This window comes from Streptomyces sp. GQ60, from assembly GCF_059758875.1.
Window position 1 is genome coordinate 457,635 of sequence record NZ_JCAXEG010000006.1, and the last position, 20,105, is coordinate 477,739.

Sequence of the window (20,105 nt, forward strand, 5' to 3'; positions counted from 1 at the left end):
GGCCCCCTGCCCGCGATTCTCCGCGGCGCGCCGGATCGGATGCGGGATTCCCCCGTACGGCACATCCGAGAACCCCCTCGGCTCCGAAGAAGGAGGTGACGGGGGCGCCCTCGGGGCGACGGCTGCCCCGGGCGAGGCGGCTTCGGTGATGTCGTACCTGCTGATCGGCGGCAGTGGGAAGCGGCTGCTGGAGCGCCACATGGCGGACCGCCCCGGCTACGCGTCGTACCGGGCCCCGACCATCGGCTTCCTGCCCCGGCCGCGCCGGCGCCCCGGCCCGCGCCGCCGCAGGTCACTGGGGGTTTGATCGGGTACGTAATGATATGGAGGTCGCGTTGGTACAGTCGCGGCATGGCGGTGGACGAGCTCGACACACGGATCCTGCGCCTGCTGATCGAGCAGCCGCGCACCAGCGTCCGGGAGTACGCCCGGATCCGCGGCGTCGCGCGCGGCACCCTCCAGGCCCGGCTCGACCGGCTGGAGCACACCGGGGTGATCACCGGGACCGGGCCCGTGCTCTCCCCCGCCGCGCTCGGGCATCCCGTCCTGGCCTTCGTGCACATCGAGGTGACCCAGGGACACCTGGACGAGGTCGGCGACGCGCTGGCGTCCGTACCGGAGATCATCGAGGCCTTCTCCATCACCGGCGGCGGGGACCTGCTGACCCGGGTGGCCGCGCGGGACAACGCACACCTGGAGGACGTCATCCAGCGGCTGATCCGGCTGCCCGGCGTGGTGCGCACCCGGACCGAGGTCGCGCTGCGCGAGCGGGTGCCGCACCGCCTCCTCCCCCTGGTCGAGTCCGTGGGACGGGCAGCACGCAAACCCTGACAAAATGGTCGGGACAGGAATGGGACAGGCACACCGGCAGGACGGGCACTACGGATGATCTCCGTCATATTCGATCTCGACGGCACCCTCGTGGACAGCGAGCCGAACTACTACGAGTCCGGGCGGCGCACCCTCGAACGTCACGGGGTCCCCGATTTCACCTGGGAGCAGCACTCCCGGTACATCGGCATCGGCACCCTGGAAACCCTGGAGATCCTCCGGGACGAGTACGGGATCCCCGCCCCGGTGGAGCAACTGCTCGCCGAGCAGAACGCCGCCTACCTGGAGCTCGCCCGGACCCACACCGAGGCCTACCCCGAGATGCGCGCGTTCGTGCGGCGGCTGCATTCCGAGGGCGTCCCGATGGCGGTGGCCTCGGGCTCCTCGCGCGAGGCGATCGACGCGGTCCTGGCGGGCACCGGGCTGGACGCGCTGCTGACCACGGTCGTCTCCGCCGAGGAGGTGGCGCAGGGCAAGCCCGCCCCGGACGTGTTCCTGGAGGCGGCTCGCCGGCTGGGCGCGGACCCCGCCGACTGCGTGGTCGTCGAGGACGCGGCGCCGGGCGCCCTGGCCGCGCGGGCGGCGGGCATGCGGTGCGTGGCGGTCCCGTACGTGGCGGCCACCGCCGACGACCCGGCCTTCGCGGCCGCCGGGCTCCTCTTTCCCTCCGGGCAGAGGGAGTTCAGCGCGGAGAGCGCCTACACCTGGCTCACCGCGGCGCAGCCGGCCTGAGCCGTCCGGACACCCCGGGCTTCCGTGTCCTCCCCGGGCCACCGGGTCGGCCCGGGGTTGCCCGGATGGTCTGGCGTCCTGGGGGGCGCGCTGCCACCATGCCGGGGTGACCGCCACCCTGCTGCCCACGGGCTCCGAGCGCGGACCGCGCCGCTGGCCCCTGCTGGGGAACCTCCCCGCCTTCGCCCGCGATCCGCTGGCCTTCTTCGAGTCGCTGCGCGACGAGTACGGGGACTGGGTGCCCTGGTCGCTCGGCCCGCAGCGCAACGTCCTGGTCTCGCGACCCGAACACGCCGCTGAGCTGCTCGGCGCCGTGGAGTCCACCTTCAGCCCGACCGAACTGGGCTGGGCCTTCCGGCAGTTGCTGGGCAACGGGGTGGTCGTGGCCACCGGCGAGGACTGGCGGCGCAAGCGGGCGCTGGTCCAGCCCTCGGTGCGCCCGCGCCAAGTGCGCTCGTACGCGGGCACGATGGTGGAGTGCGCCGACGCGCTGGTCTCCGGCTGGAGCGACGGCACACGGATCGACGTGCACCGGGAGATGGCCGGGCTGACCCAACGGATCGCGGTGCGCACCCTGTTCGGGAGCGACGCGGCCGGCCGCGAGGCGCCCATCAGCGCCGCCATGGCCACCGCGCAGCGCGAACTCGGCGCCGAGTTCCGGGGCGTGACCATGTTCCTCCCGCCGTGGGTGCGCACTCCCGGCCGGCGCCGGATGCGGGCGGCCGTGGACGTCCTGGACCGTGAGATCGAGCATGTCATCCAGGAGCACGAAGCGGCCTCGGCGGCCGGTGAGGAGCGGGACGACCTGCTCAGCAGGCTCCTCTCCGCCCGCGACGAGGACGGCGGGCCGCTGTCGCGCACGGAGCTGCGGGACGAGTCGATCACCCTGTACATCGGCGGGCACGAGACCACGTCGACCACCCTGACCTGGGCCTGGCAGCTGCTCTCGGGTGCGCCGGAGGCCCGCGAACGGCTGGCGGAGGAGCTGGACAGGGTGCTCGGCGGCCGGCTGCCGGCGTACGAGGACTACGCGCGGCTGCCCTGGACCCAGCAGGTGGTCAAGGAAGCCCTGCGGATCTACCCGCCGATCTGGCTGATCTCCGCGGTGGCGCGGGAGGGTGCCACGCTCGGCGGGCGTCCGGTCCCGGCCGGCCTGTCGGTGTGGACCAGCCCGTGGTCGATGCACCGGGACGAGCGCTGGTTCCCGGAGCCGGAGGCCTTCCGCCCCGAGCGGTGGTCCGCCGAGGCGACCGCCGCCCACCAGATCCCGGAACACGCCTGGTTCCCCTTCGGCGGCGGCCCGCGCGCGTGCCTGGGCGCCCGCTTCGCCCTGGTCGAGGCCGCCCTCGTACTGGCCGTCGTGGCCCAGCGCTTCCACCTGGACAGCGGCCCGACCCGCGCGAGGGTCCTTCCGGGGCTCACCCTCCAGCCCCGGGACCCGGTCCTGGCCACCCTCCGCGCGCGCCGAGCCTGACGGATCGCGTCCCGACGCTGGACGACGCGTCCATCGCCACCGCGCAGGCGGCGCTGGGCGCGAGCGAGTCGGTCGGACAGCAGCGGATGCTGGCCCTGCACGGCGGCTCGCGCGACAAGCTGGAGATCTCCCCGAACCTGTGGGCCGGGGTCGGCCTGGTGCGCGGGGGTGCCGGTACGGCCCTGGTGGGCAGCCACGGGGACGTGGCGGACCGGATCGATGAGTACCACGCTCGGGATCGAGAACTCCGTCCTGTCGGGTTATCCCCACCTGGAGGAGGCCTACTGGTTCGGCGAGGGCGTGACTCCGGAACTCGCGGCACGCGGCCTGCTCTCGCGCTGAGGCCGGGACCGGCGGGCGCCGGGAAGATCTCGGCGCCGCTCCCGGTTAGTGGAACCGTGAACGAATTCGCGGTGCAGGACGTGGACGTCGTCGTCGTGGGCGCGGGACAGGCGGGACTGTCCGGCGCCTACCACCTGGCGCGGGCGGGCATCGGCCACGTGGTCCTGGACCACGCGCCGCGCCCGGGCGGTGCCTGGCAGTTCCGCTGGCCCTCGCTCACCTACGGCAAGGTCCATGGCATGCACGCGCTGCCCGGGATGGAACTCACCGGCGCCGATCCATCGCGGCCGTCCTCGGAGGTGATCGCGGAATACTTCGCCGCCTACGAGGACCGCTTCGGCCTGCGGGTACGCCGACCCGTGGACGTCAGCGCCGTACGCGACGGCCCGGACGGCCGGCTGCTGGTGGAATCCCGGTCCGGCACCTGGTCGGCGCGGGCACTGATCAACGCAACCGGGACCTGGGACCGGCCGTTCTGGCCGCGCTACCCGGGGCAGGAACTCTTCCGGGGCCGCCAGCTGCACACGGCGAACTACCCGGGGCCGGCCGACTTCGCCGGAGCCCGGGTCGTCGTGGTGGGCGGCGGCACCTCGGCGGTGCAGCACCTGCTGGAGATCGCAGAGGTGGCAGCGGAGACCACGTGGGTCACCCGTCGGCCCCCGGTGTTCCGCGACGGGAGCTTCGGCGAGGCGCAGGGCCGCGCCGCGGTGGCCCTGGTGGAGGAAAGGGTGCGGCAGGGACTGCCGCCCCGGAGCGTGGTCAGCGTCACCGGGCTGCCGCTGAACGAGGCGGTCCGGGGCGGGCTGGAGTCGGGCGTCCTGGACCGGCGGCCGATGTTCGACCACCTCACGAGGAGCGGGGCCGCCTGGCCGGACGGCAGCAGGGTGGAAGCGGACGTGATCCTGTGGGCCACCGGTTTCCGTCCCGCCATCGACCACCTGGCTCCGCTGCGTCTGCGCGAGCCGGGCGGCGGCATCCGCCTCGACGGCACCCGCGCGGTCCGCGACGAGCGGATCCACTTGGTCGGCTATGGTCCGTCCGCGTCCACCATCGGAGCCAACCGTGCCGGTGGCGCCGCGGTCCGCGAGATCCACCGCCTGCTCACCCGCTCCCGGGCCGGCATCCCTTGAGCCGCGGCCGCTCGCAGCGTGTTTCAAGCGGAGTGGGTTGGGGCGGAGCGCTTCAGGTCGCGCGCGAGGCCGCTCGGATCCGGTTGAACTCGGCCACGTGCCGCTTGTGTTCCTCGTACGTCGCCGAGAAGCGGGTGTCCCCCTGCTTCACGGTGACGAAGAAGAGCCAGTTTCCGGGCGTGGGGGCCACCGCGGCCGCCATGGCCTGAAGGCCGGGGCTGTCGATCGGGGTGGGCGGCAGGCCCTGGCGCTCGTACGTGTTGAAGGGGCTGTCGATCTTCGTCTCGCTCAGCTTGGTGTCCACCGTGGAGCGGTTCAGCGCGTAGTTGATGGTGGAGTCCATCTGGAGCGGCATCGATCTCGCCAGCCGGTTGTGCACCACCCGGGCGACCTTGCCCATGTCCGCGCGGGTCTCGGCCTCCGCCTCGATGATGCTCGCGAGGGTGGCCGTCTGGTACGGGGTCATCCCGTGGGCCTTGCCGCCGTCCGCTACGGCCTTGGTGGCGAGGCTCTTGTTGGCCGTCTCCACCATGTACGTGAGGAGGGAGGCCGGGGTGGACTTCGAGGTCACCGGATAGGTGGCCGGGAAGAGGTACCCCTCCGGATTGCCCTTCGCCTCGGCGGGCAGGGGCAGGGCGGCCGTGGTGGCCGCGGCCTTGGCCGAGCCGGGCGGGAGCTTCAGTTCGCGGTCGATGGCGGCGTAGACCTGCGGGGCCCGCCAGCCCTCGGGGATCAGCAACTGGCGCGGCTTCTCCGGCGGTTCCTCGCCGTGAATCAGGGGGATGAGGAGGGCTGCCCCGAGTCCCAGGACGGTTCCGAGGAAGAGCGCCAACCTGCCCCGGCGGGTGAGCCGGGAACGGCGCGGTGACGGCGGCCGGTTCTCATGACGCATGCGGGCACGCTAACCCGCGAACCGCCGGATTCCCGACATCCAACCCGTGTGCCGGTCATACGATCACACATTCACCGGGGTCGGCTCGCTACCGCGCAGGGTGTCCGGCTTGAACGTCCCGGGCTTGAGCAGATCCGCCGTGCGCATCTCGGAACCGAGCGCCCCGGACAGCCCCCCGGACGCCGGAGTCTCCGGCTTGAGGGCGCTCTCACGGTCGCGCCGGACCAGGGCGGCGTACCGGCCGTCGGCCCTCAGCAGTTCCTCGTGGGTGCCGCGCTCCGCGATCCGGCCTCCGTCGAGCACCACGATCTGGTCGGCGTCGCGGACGGTGGAAAGGCGGTGGGCGATGGTGATGGTGGTGCGGCCCTGGGAGAGGTTGTCGATGGCCCGCTGCACGGCGTGCTCGGTGCGGGTGTCCAGCGCGCTGGTGGCCTCGTCGAGGATGAGCACCGGCGGGTCGCGCAGGATGGTGCGCGCGATGGCCAGGCGCTGCTTCTCTCCGCCGGAGAACCGGTAGCCGCGCTCGCCGACCAGGGTGTCGTACCCGTCGGGGAGGGACTCGATGTGATCGTGGATCTGGGCCGCGCGGGCCGCCTCCGCTATCTCCTCGTCGGTGGCGTCCGGCTTGGCGAAGCGCAGGTTGTCGGCGACGGAGGCGTGGAAGAGGTAGGTCTCCTGGGAGACCACGCCGATGGAGCGGGCCAGGGAGTCGAAGTCGAGGTCGCGCACGTCCACGCCGTCGAGGGCGACCCTGCCCCCGGTGACGTCGTACAGCCGGGGCACGAGGTAGCTCAGCGTGCTCTTGCCGGATCCCGTCGGGCCGACCACCGCGAGGGAACCGCCCGCCGGGACCGTGATGTCGATGCCCGTCAGGGTGGGGCCGCTCTTCGCGTCGTAGGCGAAGTGAACGTCCTCCAGGCGGACCTCGCCCTTGGCGCGGTCGAGGCGGACGGGGTCCTCGCGCTCGGTGATGTCCACCGGCAGGTCGAGGTACTCGAAGATGCGGGCGAAGAGCGCCAGGGAGGTCTGGATCTGGACGCCGGTCGACAGCAGGCTCACGGCGGGCCGGAACAGGCCCTGCTGGAGCGTGACGAAGGCGACGAGGGTGCCGACCGAGAGCGAGGGGGCTCCGGTCTGCAGGGCCACGCCGGCCGCCCAGTAGATGAGCGCGGGCATGGCGGCCATGACGATGCCGATGGTGGACATCCGCCAGCGCCCGGCCATGCTGGAGCGCACTTCGAGGTCGACGAGCTTCTCGGACTCCTCGGCGAAGGAGGTGGTGAGCGAATCGGCGCGGCCCATCGTGCGGCCGAGCAGGATGCCGCTGACCGACAGGGACTCGGTGACCGTCGCGGCCATCGCGGCCATCTGCTTCTGGCGCTGCGCGGTGATCTTCTTGCGCTCGCCGCCGACACGGCGGCTGATCCACACGAAGACGGGCAGCAGGGCGAGCGAGACGAGCGTGAGCCGCCAGTCGAGCGCGAGCATGGCGACCACGGAGGCGATGACGGCCGTCGCGTTCGAGACGAGGGAGGTCGCCGTGGAGGTGACCGTGGCCTGCATGCCGCCGATGTCATTGGCTATGCGGGACTGCACCTCGCCGGTCCGCGTACGCGTGAAGAAGGCCAGCGGCATCCGCTGGAGCTGTGCGTAGACGGCGGTGCGCAGATCGTGCATGACGCGCTGGCCGACGGTGGTGGATATCAGGGTCTGGAGCACGCCGAAGATGCTGGTGACGACCGCGGTCGCGATCATGCCGAGGGCGAGCAGGCTGAGCAGCCCTGTACGGCCCTGCGGGATCGCGACGTCGAGGACCTCCTTCAGCAGGAAGGGGGTGGCGACTCCGACCAGCGAGGAGGCGGCTACGAGGACGCCGACCACAGCGAGGCGGCCCCGGTAGGGCCGGAAGAGGCCGACGATGCGGCGCAGCTCGCGCGGCCGCTCGTCCGGAGCGGGGCGGCTGGGGTCCAGCGATTCTTTCGAGGGTTCCCACTCGGGTTCTTTGGGGCGCATGGGCCTCCTTCATGACAGGTGACGAGACTCGAATGAGCATAGCTCATTGTTACCTATGCTCACAATGAATGTGGTCCTGATATCGTTCCCATTATGAGGACCGCAGCATGAGCACCGCTTCCGAGACCGACAGTGCCGAGATGGCCGGGCAGGCCGAGCACCACGACGGCGCCGACACCACCGGCGGCGTTCTCGCCGAGCAGCTCCTCCGCCTGACCCGGCGGCTCCACCGCATCCAGAAGCGCCATCTGGAGCCGCTCGGCATCACCCCGGCCCAGTCCCGGCTGCTGCGCACCGTCGCCCACCTCTCCGCGGCCCGGCCGCCCCGGATGGCGGACCTCGCCGCCCGCCTGGAGGTGGTGCCCCGCGCCGTGACCACGCTGGTCGACGGTCTGGAGAGCGCCGACTGCGTCCGCCGCGTGCCCGACCCGGCGAACCGCCGCGTCATAAGGATCGAGCTCACCGAAACCGGCCGCGCCACGCTGCGCCGCCTGCGCAACGCGCGAACCGGCGCCGCAGAGGAGATCCTGGCTCCATTGACCGCCGACCAGCGCGAGGTGCTCGGCGGTCTGCTGAACGCTCTGGCGGACGCTCCGGCGGAGCACGGCTGCTGACGGGCGACGGTCCGGCCGGGACCGGGCCGGGGCTGCGCCGAACGAGTGAGAACGACCGACACGGCGCGAGTTGAGGGGCTGCAGATGCCACTGCTGGAACCGAAGCCGGGGGCCCTGCGCCCGCGCACCATCAGCGGCCCCGCCCCCGACCGGGTGCGCGACCGCAGGTCCACGGGCACCCCCGAGCCGCTGCGGAGCGAGCTGTGCGAGCTGCTGGGCGCCGACAAGGTGCTCTCCGGCGTCTCCGACCTGGTCCGCTACGCCTCCGACGCCTCCCCGTACCGGTTCCTTCCGCAGGTCGTCGTGGTCGCCGAGGACATCGACGACGTCTCCGCCGTCCTGTCCTACGCCCACGGCAAGCATCGCGAGGTCGTCTTCCGGGCCGCCGGGACCTCGCTCAACGGCCAGGCCCAGGGCGAGGACATCCTCGTCGACGTCCGCCGCCACTGGGCCGGGGTCGAGGTGCTGGAGGAGGGACTGCGGGCCCGGATCCAGCCCGGCACCACCGTCGTGCGCGCCAACGCCGCGCTCGCCCGCCACGGCCGCGTCCTCGGCCCGGACCCGGCCAGCGCCATCGCCTGCACCCTCGGCGGAGTCGTCGCCAACAACGCCTCCGGCATGACGGCGGGCACCACCAGGAACTCGTACCGCACCCTGTCCTCCCTCACCTTCGTCCTGCCGAGCGGCACCGTCGTGGACACCGCCGACCCGCTCGCCGACGAGGAGCTGGAGCGGGCCGAGCCGGGCCTGTGCCACGGCCTGATGGAGATCAAGAAGGAGATCGAGGCCGATCCCGAACTCGTCGCCCGCATCCGGGCCAAGTACGAGATCAAGAACACCACCGGCTACCGCCTCGACGCCTACCTCGACGGCTCCACCCCGGTGGAGATCCTGCGCGGGCTGATGGTCGGCTCCGAGGGCACCCTCGGCTTCATCGCCGAGGTCGTCTTCGACACCCTGCCGCTGGACCGCGAGCTCACCAGCGCCCTGCTCTTCTTCCCCTCGCTGCCCGCCGCTGCCGCTGCCGTACCGCTCTTCAACGAGGTGGGGGCGCTGGCCGTCGAGCTGATGGACGGCAACACGCTGCGCGCCTCGGTGAGCGTCGCGGGCGTCCCCGCCGACTGGGCCGGGCTGCCCAAGGACACCACCGCGCTGCTGGTGGAGTTCCGGGCCCCCGACGAGGCCGGCCGCACGGAGTACGAGCGGCGCGCCGCCGAAGTGCTGGCCGGGCTGGACCTGGTGACCCCGGTGGCCTCGGTGACCAACGCCTTCACCCGCGACGCCAAGACCATCTCGGGCTACTGGAAGGCCCGCAAGGCGTTCGTCACCGCCGTCGGCGGCGCCCGCGCCTCCGGCACCACCCTGATCACCGAGGACTTCGCGGTCCCCCCGTCCCGGCTGGCCGAGGCCTGCGAGGCCCTCCTCGAACTCCAGGCGGAGCACGGCTTCGACGCCGCCGTCGCCGGCCACGCCGCCCACGGCAACCTGCACTTCCTGCTCGCCTTCGACGCCGCCCGGCCCGCTGACGTGGAGCGGTACGCCGCCTTCATGGAGGCCTTCTGCCGGCTCACCGTCGAGCGCTTCGACGGCTCCCTGAAGGCCGAGCACTCCACCGGCCGCAACATGGCCCCCTTCCTCGAACTGGAGTGGGGACCCCGGGCCACCGAGATGATGTGGCGCACCAAGCGGGTCGTCGACCCCGACCTGGTGCTCGCCCCGCGGATCCTCCTGGACCGCGACCCGAAGGCGCACCTGCGCGGCCTCAAGACGATCCCGCAGGTGGAGGCCGTCGCCGACCCCTGCATCGAGTGCGGGTTCTGCGAACCGACCTGCCCCAGCGAGGACCTGACGACCACCCCGCGCCAGCGGATCGTGCTGCGCCGGGAGATGATGCGCCAGCAGCCCGGCTCCCCCGTGCTCGACGGCCTGCTCGACGCGTACGGGTACGACGCCGTGGACACCTGCGCCGGCGACTCCACCTGCAAGCTCGCCTGCCCCGTCGGCATCGACACCGGCGCCCTGATGAAGGACTTCCGCCACCGCCGGCACAGCCCGCGCGAGGAGCGCGCGGCCGAGCTCGCAGCCCTGCGGTTCGGCGCCGTCGAGGTGGCCGCTCGGCTGGCCGTGGCCGCCGCCGACAAGATCACCGATGTCGTCGGGGACCGGATCCTGCAGGCCGTGACGGGCGCCGCGCGCAAGGCCGTACGGCCCGACCTGGTTCCGGAGTGGCTGCCGCAGGTCCCCGGCGCCGCGGCCCGCACGCTCCCTGCCACCCGGCGCGGGGGCGCCGCCGCGGTGTACTACCCGGCCTGCGTCAACCGGATCTTCGGCGGTCCCGACGGCCGGTCCGGCCCCTCCCTTCCGGAAGCCGTGGTGGCGGTGTCGGAGCGGGCCGGGAAGCCGGTCTGGATCCCCGGGGACGTCAGGGGCACCTGCTGCGCGACGATCTGGCACTCCAAGGGGTACGACGCCGGCAACCGCGTGATGGCCAACCGGATCGTGGAGGCCGCCTGGGGCTGGACCGCCGGCGGGCGGCTGCCGCTCGTGGTCGACGCCTCCTCCTGCACCCTGGGCATCGCGCACGAGGTGGTCCCGTACCTGACGGACGACAACCGGGCGCTCCACGCCGAGCTGCGGATCGTCGATTCCGTCGTCTGGGCCGCCGAGGAGCTGCTGCCGCACCTGGAGGTCCGGCGCACGGTGGGCTCGGCGGTGCTCCACCCCACCTGTTCGATGAGGCACCTGGACGACGAGGCACAGTTGCGGGCGGTGGCCGAGGCCTGCGCCGACGAGGTGGTGGTGCCGTACGACGCGGGGTGCTGCGCCTTCGCGGGCGACCGCGGCATGCTGCACCCGGAGCTGACGGAGTCGGCGACGGCGCGCGAGGCCGCCGAGGTGACGGCCCGGGAGTTCGACGCGCACCTGTCGGCGAACCGGATGTGCGAGGTGGGCATGGACCGGGCCACGGGCCGCAGCTACTACTCCGCGCTGCTGGAACTGGAGCGCGCCACCCGGCCCTGAGGCGGCGCCCCGCCGGCCACTCGGGCCACAAGCCTGCCCGCGCAGAGCTTTGGCCAACGGAAAATCGATTGCCCCGGACCGGTCCCGAACGCGAACCTTGCACGGTTTGGAACACTCGACCAGTCATGGGGCGTCATGCAGATCAGCGATCTTCCGTATCCGGACCCAGGGGTACCCGATGCTCGCTCCGGCCCCCGGTTCCTCTGGTGGCTGGGTCGGGGCCAACTCGGCGGACAGGCCAAGAGCCTGTGCTGGGGGCTGCTCCACTTCGGCGGCATCGCGGGGCTGCCGTACACCGTGGGCCTGGGCATCGACGCGGTCGTGGACGGCGACGGCGCCCGGCTGCTGTGGGTCGGCGGCCTGATCGCGCTGCTCGGCGTCGCGATCTCGCTCGGCGACGCGATGCTGCACCGCACGGCCGTCACCAACTGGATCACCGCCGCCGCGCGGGTCCAGCAGTTGCTGGCCCGCAAGACAGCCGAACTGGGCTCCGCCCTGACCCGGCGGGTCGCGGCGGGCGAGGTGGTGGCCGTCTCCACGGGCGACGTGGAGAAGATCGGCTGGTTCGTCGAGGCGGTCTCCCGCTTCCTTGCCGCCGCCGTGACCCTGGTCATCGGCTGTGTCGTCCTGCTGTTCTACGCGCCCACGATCGGCGTCGTCGTGGCCCTCGGCATGCCGGTGCTCGCCCTGGCCGTCCTGCCGCTGCTGCCGCGCGCCACCCAACGCGCCGACGTCCAGCGGGAGAAGGCGGGCAGGGCCACCGAACTGGCCTCGGACACCGTGGCGGGGCTGCGCGTCCTGCGCGGCATCGGCGGCGAGGAACTGTTCCTGAGCCGCTACCGCGAGGCCTCGCAGGAGGTCCGCGAAGCGGCCGTGCACAGTGCCCGGATGTGGGCGCTGATCTCCGCGATCCAGGTGCTGCTGCCGGGCGCGCTGCTGATCACGGTGGTCTGGTACGGCGCCGCGCTCGTGCTGGAGGGCCGGCTGGACGTCGGTGAACTCGTCGCCGCCTTCAGCGCGGTGGCGACCATGCTCTACCCGCTGCGGCACTTCGAGGAGATCGCGATGGCGTACTCCTTCTCGCGCCCGTCGGCCAAGCGGGCCGCCCGGGTGCTGTCACTGACCCGGACCGACACGGAGGCGGAGGCCGCGGAGGCCGGTGCGGAGCCGGTGGTCGCCGCCGAGGCCGCGCGGACCCCTGCCCCCGGCGGCGACCTGTACGACCCGGAGACCGGTCTGCTCGTCCCGGCGGGCCGGTTCACCGCCGTGGTGTGCGGGGACCCGGACCTGGCGGGCCGGCTCGCGGAGCGCCTGGGCGGGCACCCGATGGACGCCGCGGCCGGGCCCTCCGTCCTGCTGGGCGGGGTCGCGCTGGACGAGCTCGCGCTGGACACCGCGCGCACGCTGGTCCTCGTACAGGACAAGGATCCGGTCCTGCTGTCCGGGACGCTGCGCGCACTGTTCGACGTACCGGCGTCCGGGACGGTCGAAGCGCCGGCGGCGCTCGCGGCGGCCCAGTGCGCGGACGTGCTGGACGCCCTGCTGCAGTCCGCGCCGGAGGGGGTGAGCGACCCGATGGACGCCCGGATCACCGAGCGCGGGCGCTCGCTGTCCGGCGGGCAGCGACAGCGGCTGGCGCTGGCCCGGTCCCTGCTGACCGATCCCGAGGTACTCGTGCTGGACGAGCCGACCTCGGCGGTCGACTCGCACACCGAGGCCCGGATCGCGGAGGGGATCTCGGCCCTGCGCACCGGACGCACGACGGTGGTACTGGCTTCCTCGCCGCTGCTGCTGGACCGCGCCGACCGGGTCGTCCTGATCCACGAGGGCACGGCGGCGGCGAGCGGCACGCACCGCGAGCTGCTGCACGGCGACCCGCGCTACCGGGCGGTCGTCACCCGCGAGACCGAGGAAGAACAGCAGCTCCCGCGGCTGGAATCCGTACTGACCGAAATCGAGGAATCCGCATGATCGGCGTGGCGCCGCCGCAATACGATCCGGCCGCCCCGGAAACGGCCGCGACCCTGCCCGTGGGCAGCTCCGCGACGGTACGGGGCTACGTGCGCGGCCTGTTCCGCCGTCACCGGCGGGCCTTCCTGGTGCTGGTGGGGGTCAACACCGTCGCGGTGATCGCCTCCATGGTCGGCCCGTACCTGCTGGGCCAGGTCGTGGACCGGCTCTCGCAAGGGGCCCGCGAACTGCATCTGGGGCAAGTCGGCCTGCTGTTCGCCCTGGCGCTCGGTGTCCAGACCGTGTTCGTGCGGCTGGTCCGGCTGCGCGGGGCGATGCTCGGCGAGGAGATGCTGGCCGATCTGCGCGAGGACTTCCTCGTGCGGTCGGTGGGCCTCCCGCCGGGCGTGCTGGAGCGCGCGGGTACCGGTGACCTGCTGTCCCGGATCACCACGGACATCGACCGGCTGGCCAACGCGATGCGCGAGGCCGTCCCGCAGCTGGCCATCGGCGTGGTGTGGGCGGGGCTCCTCTACGGTGCGCTCGCCGTGACCGCGCCGCCGCTGGCGCTGGCCGCGCTGGTGGCGCTGCCGGTGCTGGTGATCGGCTGCCGCTGGTACTTCAAGCGGGCGCCCCGGGCCTACCGTTCGGAGGCCGCCGGGTACGCGGCGGTCGCCGCCGTGCTCACCGAGACGGTGGACGCGGGCCGCACCATCGAGGCGCACCGCCTCGGCGGACGCCGGATCGAGCTGTCGGAGCGGCGGATCAAGGAGTGGACGGCGTGGGAGCGCTACACGCTGTTCCTGCGGACGGTCCTCTTCCCGGTCGTCAACGTCACCTACGTGACGATCCTCGGCTCGGTGCTGATGATCGGCGGATACTGCGTGATCCAGGGCTGGATGTCGGTGGGGCAGCTCACCACGGGCGCCCTGCTCGCCCAGATGATGGTCGACCCGATCGGCCTGATCCTGCGCTGGTACGACGAACTGCAGATCGCGCAGGTCTCGCTGGGCCGGCTGGTGGGCGTGCGGGAGATCGAGCCGGACGCGGGCGACGCGGGCGTCTCCCCGGACGGCAGGGACGTCCGGGCGGACCAGGTGCACTTCGGGTACCGCGAGGGCGTCGACGTCCTGCACCAGGTGTCGATGTCGGTGCCGCCGGGCACCCGGATGGCCCTGGTCGGGCCCTCGGGCGCGGGCAAGTCCACGCTGGGCCGGCTCCTGGCGGGCATCTACGCGCCGCGGACCGGTGAGATCACCCTCGGCGGTGCACGGCTGTCGCAGATGCCGGCGGAGCGGGTGCGCGAGCACGTGGCCCTGGTCAACCAGGAGCACCACGTGTTCGTGGGTTCCCTGCGGGACAACCTGCGCCTGGCGCGTACGGAGGCCGGTGACGCCGAGCTGTGGGCGGCGCTCGACGCCGTCGACGCGCAGGACTGGGCCCGGGCGCTGGACGCCGGCCTGGACACCGAGGTCGGCTCGGGATCCGCGGCGCTGACCCCGGCGCAGGCGCAGCAGATCGCGCTGGCCCGGCTGGTCCTGGCCGATCCGCACACGCTGGTCTTGGACGAGGCCACCTCGCTGCTGGACCCGCGCGCGGCCCGGCACTTGGAGCGCTCGCTGGCCCGGGTGCTGGACGGCCGCACGGTGATCGCGATCGCGCACCGGCTGCACACCGCGCACGACGCGGACGTGATCGCGGTGGTCGAGGCCGGCCGCATCACCGAGCTGGGCTCGCACGACGCCCTGGTCGAGGCGGACGGCGCGTACGCGGCCCTGTGGCGCTCTTGGCACGGCTGATCCGCACTGCCGCGCCTGCCCTGGGCCTTCTCTACGTGGTCCAGGGCAGGCGAACGGCCTCGATCTCGGAGTCGCGCAGCAGTGCCTCGACCAGGCGCTCGGGTCCGGAGACCTTGGTGGCCCACAGGTCGTAATCGGTGAACAGGACCCAGGAGCGGTCCTGGGGCCATAGGTTGGAGGGGGTGTACATAATGTCCGGGTGGTCGAAGAGGGCCTGCGCGTCGCCCAGCCTCCCGGAACGGACGTTCTTCCGCTCGAAGTCCCACGCGGCCATGGGGCTGTAGTACGCCGTGCAGGGGGTGTCCGCTCCCCGGGGGCTGTAGGCAGTGAGGACCCGGATCAACAGGTCCCACGTGGGTCTGTCGAGACTGCCCTCTGCGGGCCACTCCACGGAACCGGGCCCGATGCCCGCCTCTTTCGCGGAGGGGAAGCAGTGACAGCAGGGGTACGTCCCCTGCGGCACGACCGGATCTCCGAGGCGGACGGCCAGGTCCGCCCAGCGCAGCCGCTCCCAGCCCGGCCCGGGGTGCTCGACCCGGCCCTGGCTGTGATTGACCGAGTCCCCGGCGTTCATTCCGCGCTCGTACATGCCACCGAGCACCCAGGCCGCGTCGGGGCGGCCGGGGGCCTCGTAGCCGGTGAGTCCGTCGTCCTGGGTGAGCTCCGCGAGCCAGTCCGCCTCGGCGGGGGACGCGAGCGGCCACCGGGCGAGGATGTCATCGGGCATTTGGCCAGGCTACGTCGCCGGCCACGGGCCGCCGGACGGACGACCGGGTCGGGCGGTCAGGCGGTCAGGCGGTCAGGCGGTCAGGCGGTCAGATGAAACCGAGGGCGGAGGCTCCGCCGACTCCGCCGAGGAGCATGAACACGGGCATGAGGACCTTGAGCTCCACCCAGCTGCCGGCACGGAAGCGCATCAACTTCGGCGGGCCGATCGGGTACCAGCGCTTGCCCGCGATGGGCAGCGGCCACAGGATCGGGCAGCCCGAGACGGTCAGGGCGTCGCCGATGTCGTGGACCAGGGCGCCGAGGACGATCGGCAGGCCGAGCCACAGGTATTCCTGGCCGGGGGCGGAGAAGAGCCAGCCGGAGCCGTTGCCGGGCTGGTCGAGCACGCCGGCCAGTATCCAGGCGCTGGTCGCGCCGAGCAGCCAGACCAGGATGTCGCTGGACATCCGGGCGGCCTTCCACAGCAGGCCTTCGACGGCGAGGACCAGGTGGATGAAGAGGAGGGCGAGCACCCCCCAGCGGTCCGCGGTGACGGCGATCGCGGAGGAGCCGGCGCCGATCAGGACGGCCCACACCCAGGTGTGGGTCAGGGTGCGGTGGCCTCCGGTGCGGCGGGCGTCGCGCGGGGCCCTGGTGGCCTTGTAGACCCCGTAGGAGATCTTGTCGACCACCTCGCACAGGCCTCGGGAGAGCGGGCCGAAGGCGCGGGAGATCGTCGCCGACTTGTGGTCCAGGTCGGGGGCCAGGGCGGCTCCGGCGCAGATGAGCGCGCCGATGACGAGGACGGGCCAGGGCATCGGGTGTCCGGCGGCGGCTGCCGCGGCACCCACCCCCAGCCAGGCCGCTGCCCCGGACAGTGAGTGCGCCGGACCCATCATGGTCGTTTCCCGCCCCGGTGGTGTGCTGGTCGGGCCCTGTTGACGGTGTCGTTCGGGCCGCATCGACGGCACAGCGTACCGCCGATGATCTTCCTTCTGTCCGCCGGTTCCCTGATCCGGGGGGAAGCCAGGCAAGATGGGGGGTGTGACCCTCATCGATCAGCTCCCGCCGAACGCCGACCCCGACGCCCTCTTCGAGGCTTTCTCCTCGTGGGCCGAGGAGCAGGGCATCACCCTGTACCCGGCTCAGGAAGAAGCGCTGATCGAGGTCGTCTCGGGCGCGAACGTGATCCTGTCCACCCCGACCGGCTCCGGCAAGAGCCTGGTGGCCGCGGGTGCGCACTTCACGGCCCTGGCCCAGGACAAGGTCACCTTCTACACCGCGCCGATCAAGGCGCTGGTCTCGGAGAAGTTCTTCGACCTGTGCAAGCTCTTCGGCACCGAGAACGTCGGCATGCTGACCGGCGACGCCTCGGTGAACTCGGACGCGCCGGTGATCTGCTGCACCGCCGAGGTGCTGGCCTCGATCGCCCTGCGCGACGGCAAGTACGCCGACATCGGCCAGGTCGTGATGGACGAGTTCCACTTCTACGCGGAGCCGGACCGCGGCTGGGCCTGGCAGATCCCGATCCTGGAGCTGCCGCAGGCGCAGTTCGTGCTGATGTCCGCGACGCTCGGCGACATGAAGCGGTTCGAGGAGGACCTGACGCGGCGCACCGGCCGGCCCACCTCGGTGGTCCGCTCCGTGACCCGGCCCGTCCCGCTGTCCTACGAGTACGTCACGACGCCGATCACCGACACCATCACCGAGCTCCTGGAGACCCGGCAGGCGCCGGTCTACATCGTGCACTTCACGCAGGCCCAGGCGGTCGAGCGGGCGCAGTCGCTGATGAGCATCAACATGTGCACCCGCGAGGAGAAGGACAAGATCGCCGAGCTGATCGGCAACTTCCGCTTCACCACCAAGTTCGGCCAGAACCTCTCCCGGTACGTCCGCCACGGCATCGGCGTGCACCACGCGGGCATGCTGCCCAAGTACCGCCGCCTGGTGGAGAAGCTCGCCCAGGCCGGTCTGCTGAAGGTCATCTGCGGAACCGACACCCTCGGCGTCGGCGTCAACGTCCCGATCCGCACCGTGCTGTTCACCGCGCTGACCAAGTACGACGGGACCCGGGTCCGCACGCTGCGCGCCCGTGAGTTCCACCAGATCGCCGGCCGCGCCGGCCGGGCCGGCTTCGACACCGCCGGCTATGTGGTGGCCCAGGCGCCCGAGCACGTCATCGAGAACGAGAAGGCCCTGGCGAAGGCGGGCGACGACCCGAAGAAGCGCCGCAAGGTGGTCCGCAAGAAGGCCCCCGAGGGCTTCGTGGCCTGGTCCGACCTCACCTTCGAGAAGCTCATCGCCGCCGACCCGGAGGCGCTGACCTCGCGCTTCAAGGTCACCAACATCATGCTCCTGTCGGTCATCGCCCGGCCCGGCGACGCCTTCAAGGCGATGCGCCACCTGCTCGAGGACAATCACGAGCCGCGCAAGGCCCAACTGCGCCACATCCGGCGGGCCATCGCCATCTACCGCTCCCTGCTGGACGGCGGTGTCGTCGAGAAGCTCGACACCCCGGACGCCGAGGGCCGCACGATCCGGCTGACCGTCGACCTCCAGCAGGACTTCGCGCTGAACCAGCCGCTGTCCACCTTCGCGCTGGCCTCGTTCGACCTGCTGGACCCGGAGTCCCCTTCCTACGCGCTGGACATGGTCTCGGTGGTGGAGTCCACGCTGGACGACCCGCGCCAGATCCTCGCCGCCCAGCAGAACAAGGAACGCGGCACGGCCGTGGGCGCGATGAAGGCCGACGGGGTCGAGTACGAGGAGCGGATGGAGCGGCTCCAGGAGATCACCTATCCCAAGCCGCTCGAAGAACTGCTCCTGCACGCCTACGACGTGTACAGCAAGAGCCACCCGTGGGTCCGCGACCACCCGGTCTCCCCGAAGTCGATCATCCGCGACATGTACGAACGCGCGATGACCTTCACCGAGTTCACCTCGTACTACGAACTGGCGCGCACCGAGGGCATCGTGCTGCGCTACCTGGCGAGCGCCTTCAAGGCGCTGGACCACACCATCCCCGACGACCTCAAGTCCGAGGACCTCCAGGACCTGATCGAGTGGCTCGGCGAGCTGGTCCGCCAGGTCGACTCCAGCCTGCTCGACGAGTGGGAGCAGCTGGCGAACCCGGAGGTGGAGACGGCGGAGCAGGCCCAGGAGAAGGCCGACCAGGTCAAGCCGGTCACCGCGAACTCCCGCGCCTTCCGCGTCCTGGTCCGCAACGCCATGTTCCGCCGGGTGGAGCTGGCAGCCCTGGACCACGTCAACGTGCTGGGCGAGCTGGACGGCGACTCCGGCTGGGACGCCGACGCCTGGGGCGAGGCCATGGACGGCTACTGGGACGAGTACGACGACCTGGGCACGGGCCCCGACGCGCGCGGCCCCAAGCTGCTCCAGATCGAGGAGGATCCGGCGCACGGCCTGTGGCGCGTCCGCCAGACCTTCGCCGACCCGAACGGCGACCATGGCTGGGGCATCAGCGCCGAGGTGGACCTCGCCGCCTCCGACGAGGAGGGCCGGGCCGTCCTGCGCGTCACCTCGGTCGGCGAACTCGGCCAGCTCTGACCGTCCCCCGGCTCCGCCCGGACGGGCACCCGACCGCCCACCGACCCCCGACCCGCAACCGACCGGCGCCGCCACGGCCGCCGGGCCCGACAGTGGAGATCCTCTGATGACGAACCCCGCCGAGAGGCTGGTCGATCTGCTCGACCTGGAGCAGATCGAGGTCAACATCTTCCGGGGCGCCAGCCCCCAGGAGTCCCTCCAGCGCGTCTTCGGCGGCCAGGTCGCCGGCCAGGCACTGGTGGCCGCCGGCCGCACCACGGAGGGCGACCGGCCGGTCCACTCCCTCCACTCGTACTTCCTGCGCCCCGGCATCCCCGGAGTACCGATCGTGTACCAGGTGGAGCGGGTGCGCGACGGGCGCTCCTTCACCACCCGCCGGGTCACCGCGGTCCAGCAGGGCAAGACCATCTTCAATCTGACCGCCTCCTTCCATCACCCGGAGGAGGGCAGCATCGAGCACCAGCTCCCTCCCCGCCTCGACTTCCCGCACCCGGACACGCTCCCGAAGGTCGTGGACGAAATCCGCGAGCACCTGGGCACGCTGCCGGAGGCGCTGGAGCGGATGGCCCGCCGCCAGCCCTTCGACATCCGCTACGTGGACCGGCTCCGCTGGTCCCCCGAGGAGCTCAAGGACGCCGATCCGCGCAGCGCGGTGTGGATGCGCGCCGTCGGCCCGCTGGGCGACGACCCGCTCGTGCACACCTGCGCCCTCACCTACGCCAGTGACATGACCCTCCTCGACGCCGTGCGCATCCCCGTGGAACCCCTGTGGGGCATGCGCGGTTTCGACATGGCCTCCCTCGACCACGCCATGTGGTTCCACCGCCCGTTCCGGGCGGACGAGTGGTTCCTGTACGACCAGGAGTCGCCCATCGCGCACGGCGGCCGGGGCCTCGCCCGCGGCCGCATCTACGACCTCGACGGCAGGCTGCTCGTGTCCGTGGTCCAGGAGGGGCTCTTCCGCCCCTACGGCGCGAAGGCCTCCAAGCCCGCCGTGTCGCCCCAGTAGTCCCTCCCGTCCTCGAAAGAACC

General features: G+C 72.2%; 14 protein-coding genes and 2 pseudogenes. 12 read left to right on the top strand and 4 right to left on the bottom strand.

The annotated features are described in order from the left end of the window. Positions 1-106: 106 nt before the first annotated feature. The 6 genes and pseudogenes from AC6CKD_RS18470 to AC6CKD_RS18495 all read left to right on the top strand — a co-directional run. Positions 107-307, top strand: a pseudogene (locus AC6CKD_RS18470) (DUF1295 domain-containing protein); the annotation flags it as partial. Between the two features lie 44 nt (positions 308-351). After that, positions 352-831: an Lrp/AsnC family transcriptional regulator gene (locus AC6CKD_RS18475; protein WP_498328552.1), complete on the top strand. Its 480-nt coding sequence runs from the start codon at positions 352-354 to the stop codon at positions 829-831. A gap of 54 nt (positions 832-885) precedes the next feature. Next, positions 886-1,563: an HAD family hydrolase gene (locus tag AC6CKD_RS18480; protein WP_498328553.1), complete on the top strand. Its 678-nt coding sequence runs from the start codon at positions 886-888 to the stop codon at positions 1,561-1,563. A 106-nt stretch (positions 1,564-1,669) separates the two neighbouring features. Next, entirely contained in the window at positions 1,670-3,037 is a 1,368-nt protein-coding gene (locus AC6CKD_RS18485; RefSeq protein ID WP_498328554.1) for a cytochrome P450, read from the top strand. Positions 3,038-3,054: 17 nt separating this feature from the next. After that, positions 3,055-3,373: pseudogene (locus tag AC6CKD_RS18490) on the top strand (alkanesulfonate monooxygenase); the annotation flags it as partial. A 62-nt stretch (positions 3,374-3,435) separates the two neighbouring features. Beyond that, complete coding sequence (locus tag AC6CKD_RS18495) at positions 3,436-4,509, top strand: NAD(P)-binding domain-containing protein (RefSeq protein WP_498328555.1); 1,074 nt, start codon at positions 3,436-3,438, stop codon at positions 4,507-4,509. A gap of 52 nt (positions 4,510-4,561) precedes the next feature. On the opposite strand, the gene mltG is transcribed toward AC6CKD_RS18495, so the two are convergent. Together mltG and AC6CKD_RS18505 are read right to left on the bottom strand one after the other, a co-directional pair. After that, positions 4,562-5,401: an endolytic transglycosylase MltG gene (gene mltG / locus AC6CKD_RS18500; protein ID WP_498328556.1), complete on the bottom strand. Its 840-nt coding sequence runs from the start codon at positions 5,399-5,401 to the stop codon at positions 4,562-4,564. 63 nt (positions 5,402-5,464) lie between these two features. Beyond that, entirely contained in the window at positions 5,465-7,414 is a 1,950-nt protein-coding gene (locus tag AC6CKD_RS18505) for an ABC transporter ATP-binding protein (RefSeq protein WP_498328557.1), read from the bottom strand. A 140-nt stretch (positions 7,415-7,554) separates the two neighbouring features. Between AC6CKD_RS18505 and AC6CKD_RS18510 the strand changes: the two genes are divergently transcribed. The 4 genes from AC6CKD_RS18510 (at position 7,555) to AC6CKD_RS18525 (ending at position 14,798) form a co-directional block, all read left to right on the top strand. Next, positions 7,555-8,028, top strand: a complete 474-nt coding sequence (locus tag AC6CKD_RS18510) for a MarR family winged helix-turn-helix transcriptional regulator (protein WP_498328615.1) — start codon at positions 7,555-7,557, stop codon at positions 8,026-8,028. Positions 8,029-8,112: 84 nt separating this feature from the next. After that, positions 8,113-11,049 (top strand): FAD-binding and (Fe-S)-binding domain-containing protein, encoded by a 2,937-nt coding sequence (locus AC6CKD_RS18515; protein ID WP_498328558.1) that lies wholly within the window; start codon positions 8,113-8,115, stop codon positions 11,047-11,049. Between the two features lie 135 nt (positions 11,050-11,184). Then, positions 11,185-13,020 carry an ABC transporter transmembrane domain-containing protein gene (locus AC6CKD_RS18520; RefSeq protein ID WP_498328559.1) on the top strand — a complete coding sequence of 612 codons (1,836 nt, stop codon included), beginning with the start codon at positions 11,185-11,187 and terminating at the stop codon, positions 13,018-13,020. Then, positions 13,017-14,798, top strand: coding sequence for an ABC transporter ATP-binding protein (locus AC6CKD_RS18525; protein WP_498328560.1), 1,782 nt, complete (start codon positions 13,017-13,019; stop codon positions 14,796-14,798). The genes AC6CKD_RS18520 and AC6CKD_RS18525 overlap by 4 nt, the downstream gene beginning before the upstream one ends. A gap of 31 nt (positions 14,799-14,829) precedes the next feature. Here AC6CKD_RS18525 and AC6CKD_RS18530 read toward each other — a convergent pair whose 3' ends face one another. After that, a complete protein-coding gene (locus AC6CKD_RS18530; RefSeq protein WP_498328561.1) occupies positions 14,830-15,525 on the bottom strand; it encodes a hypothetical protein in 696 nt (231 codons plus the stop codon). 88 nt (positions 15,526-15,613) lie between these two features. Then, positions 15,614-16,405, bottom strand: coding sequence for a metal-dependent hydrolase (locus AC6CKD_RS18535; protein WP_498328562.1), 792 nt, complete (start codon positions 16,403-16,405; stop codon positions 15,614-15,616). Between the two features lie 145 nt (positions 16,406-16,550). Here AC6CKD_RS18535 and AC6CKD_RS18540 point away from each other — a divergent pair, with 145 nt between their 5' ends. After that, a complete protein-coding gene (locus AC6CKD_RS18540; protein WP_498328563.1) occupies positions 16,551-19,073 on the top strand; it encodes a DEAD/DEAH box helicase in 2,523 nt (840 codons plus the stop codon). A gap of 106 nt (positions 19,074-19,179) precedes the next feature. Next, complete coding sequence (locus AC6CKD_RS18545; RefSeq protein ID WP_498328564.1) at positions 19,180-20,082, top strand: acyl-CoA thioesterase; 903 nt, start codon at positions 19,180-19,182, stop codon at positions 20,080-20,082. Positions 20,083-20,105: the final 23 nt, after the last annotated feature.

What these genes read in the sequence shown, in the direction of transcription:
- AC6CKD_RS18510 (WP_498328615.1), top strand. Translation starts at nt 7,555, where the DNA reads ATGGCCGGGCAGGCCGAGCACCACGACGGCGCCGACACCACCGGCGGC.
- AC6CKD_RS18530 (WP_498328561.1), bottom strand. Translation starts at nt 15,525, where the DNA reads ATGCCCGATGACATCCTCGCCCGGTGGCCGCTCGCGTCCCCCGCCGAG.
- AC6CKD_RS18475 (WP_498328552.1), top strand. Translation starts at nt 352, where the DNA reads ATGGCGGTGGACGAGCTCGACACACGGATCCTGCGCCTGCTGATCGAG.
- AC6CKD_RS18535 (WP_498328562.1), bottom strand. Translation starts at nt 16,405, where the DNA reads ATGATGGGTCCGGCGCACTCACTGTCCGGGGCAGCGGCCTGGCTGGGG.
- AC6CKD_RS18525 (WP_498328560.1), top strand. Translation starts at nt 13,017, where the DNA reads ATGATCGGCGTGGCGCCGCCGCAATACGATCCGGCCGCCCCGGAAACG.
- mltG (WP_498328556.1), bottom strand. Translation starts at nt 5,401, where the DNA reads ATGCGTCATGAGAACCGGCCGCCGTCACCGCGCCGTTCCCGGCTCACC.
- AC6CKD_RS18520 (WP_498328559.1), top strand. Translation starts at nt 11,185, where the DNA reads ATGCAGATCAGCGATCTTCCGTATCCGGACCCAGGGGTACCCGATGCT.
- AC6CKD_RS18480 (WP_498328553.1), top strand. Translation starts at nt 886, where the DNA reads ATGATCTCCGTCATATTCGATCTCGACGGCACCCTCGTGGACAGCGAG.
- AC6CKD_RS18505 (WP_498328557.1), bottom strand. Translation starts at nt 7,414, where the DNA reads ATGCGCCCCAAAGAACCCGAGTGGGAACCCTCGAAAGAATCGCTGGAC.
- AC6CKD_RS18545 (WP_498328564.1), top strand. Translation starts at nt 19,180, where the DNA reads ATGACGAACCCCGCCGAGAGGCTGGTCGATCTGCTCGACCTGGAGCAG.
- AC6CKD_RS18515 (WP_498328558.1), top strand. Translation starts at nt 8,113, where the DNA reads ATGCCACTGCTGGAACCGAAGCCGGGGGCCCTGCGCCCGCGCACCATC.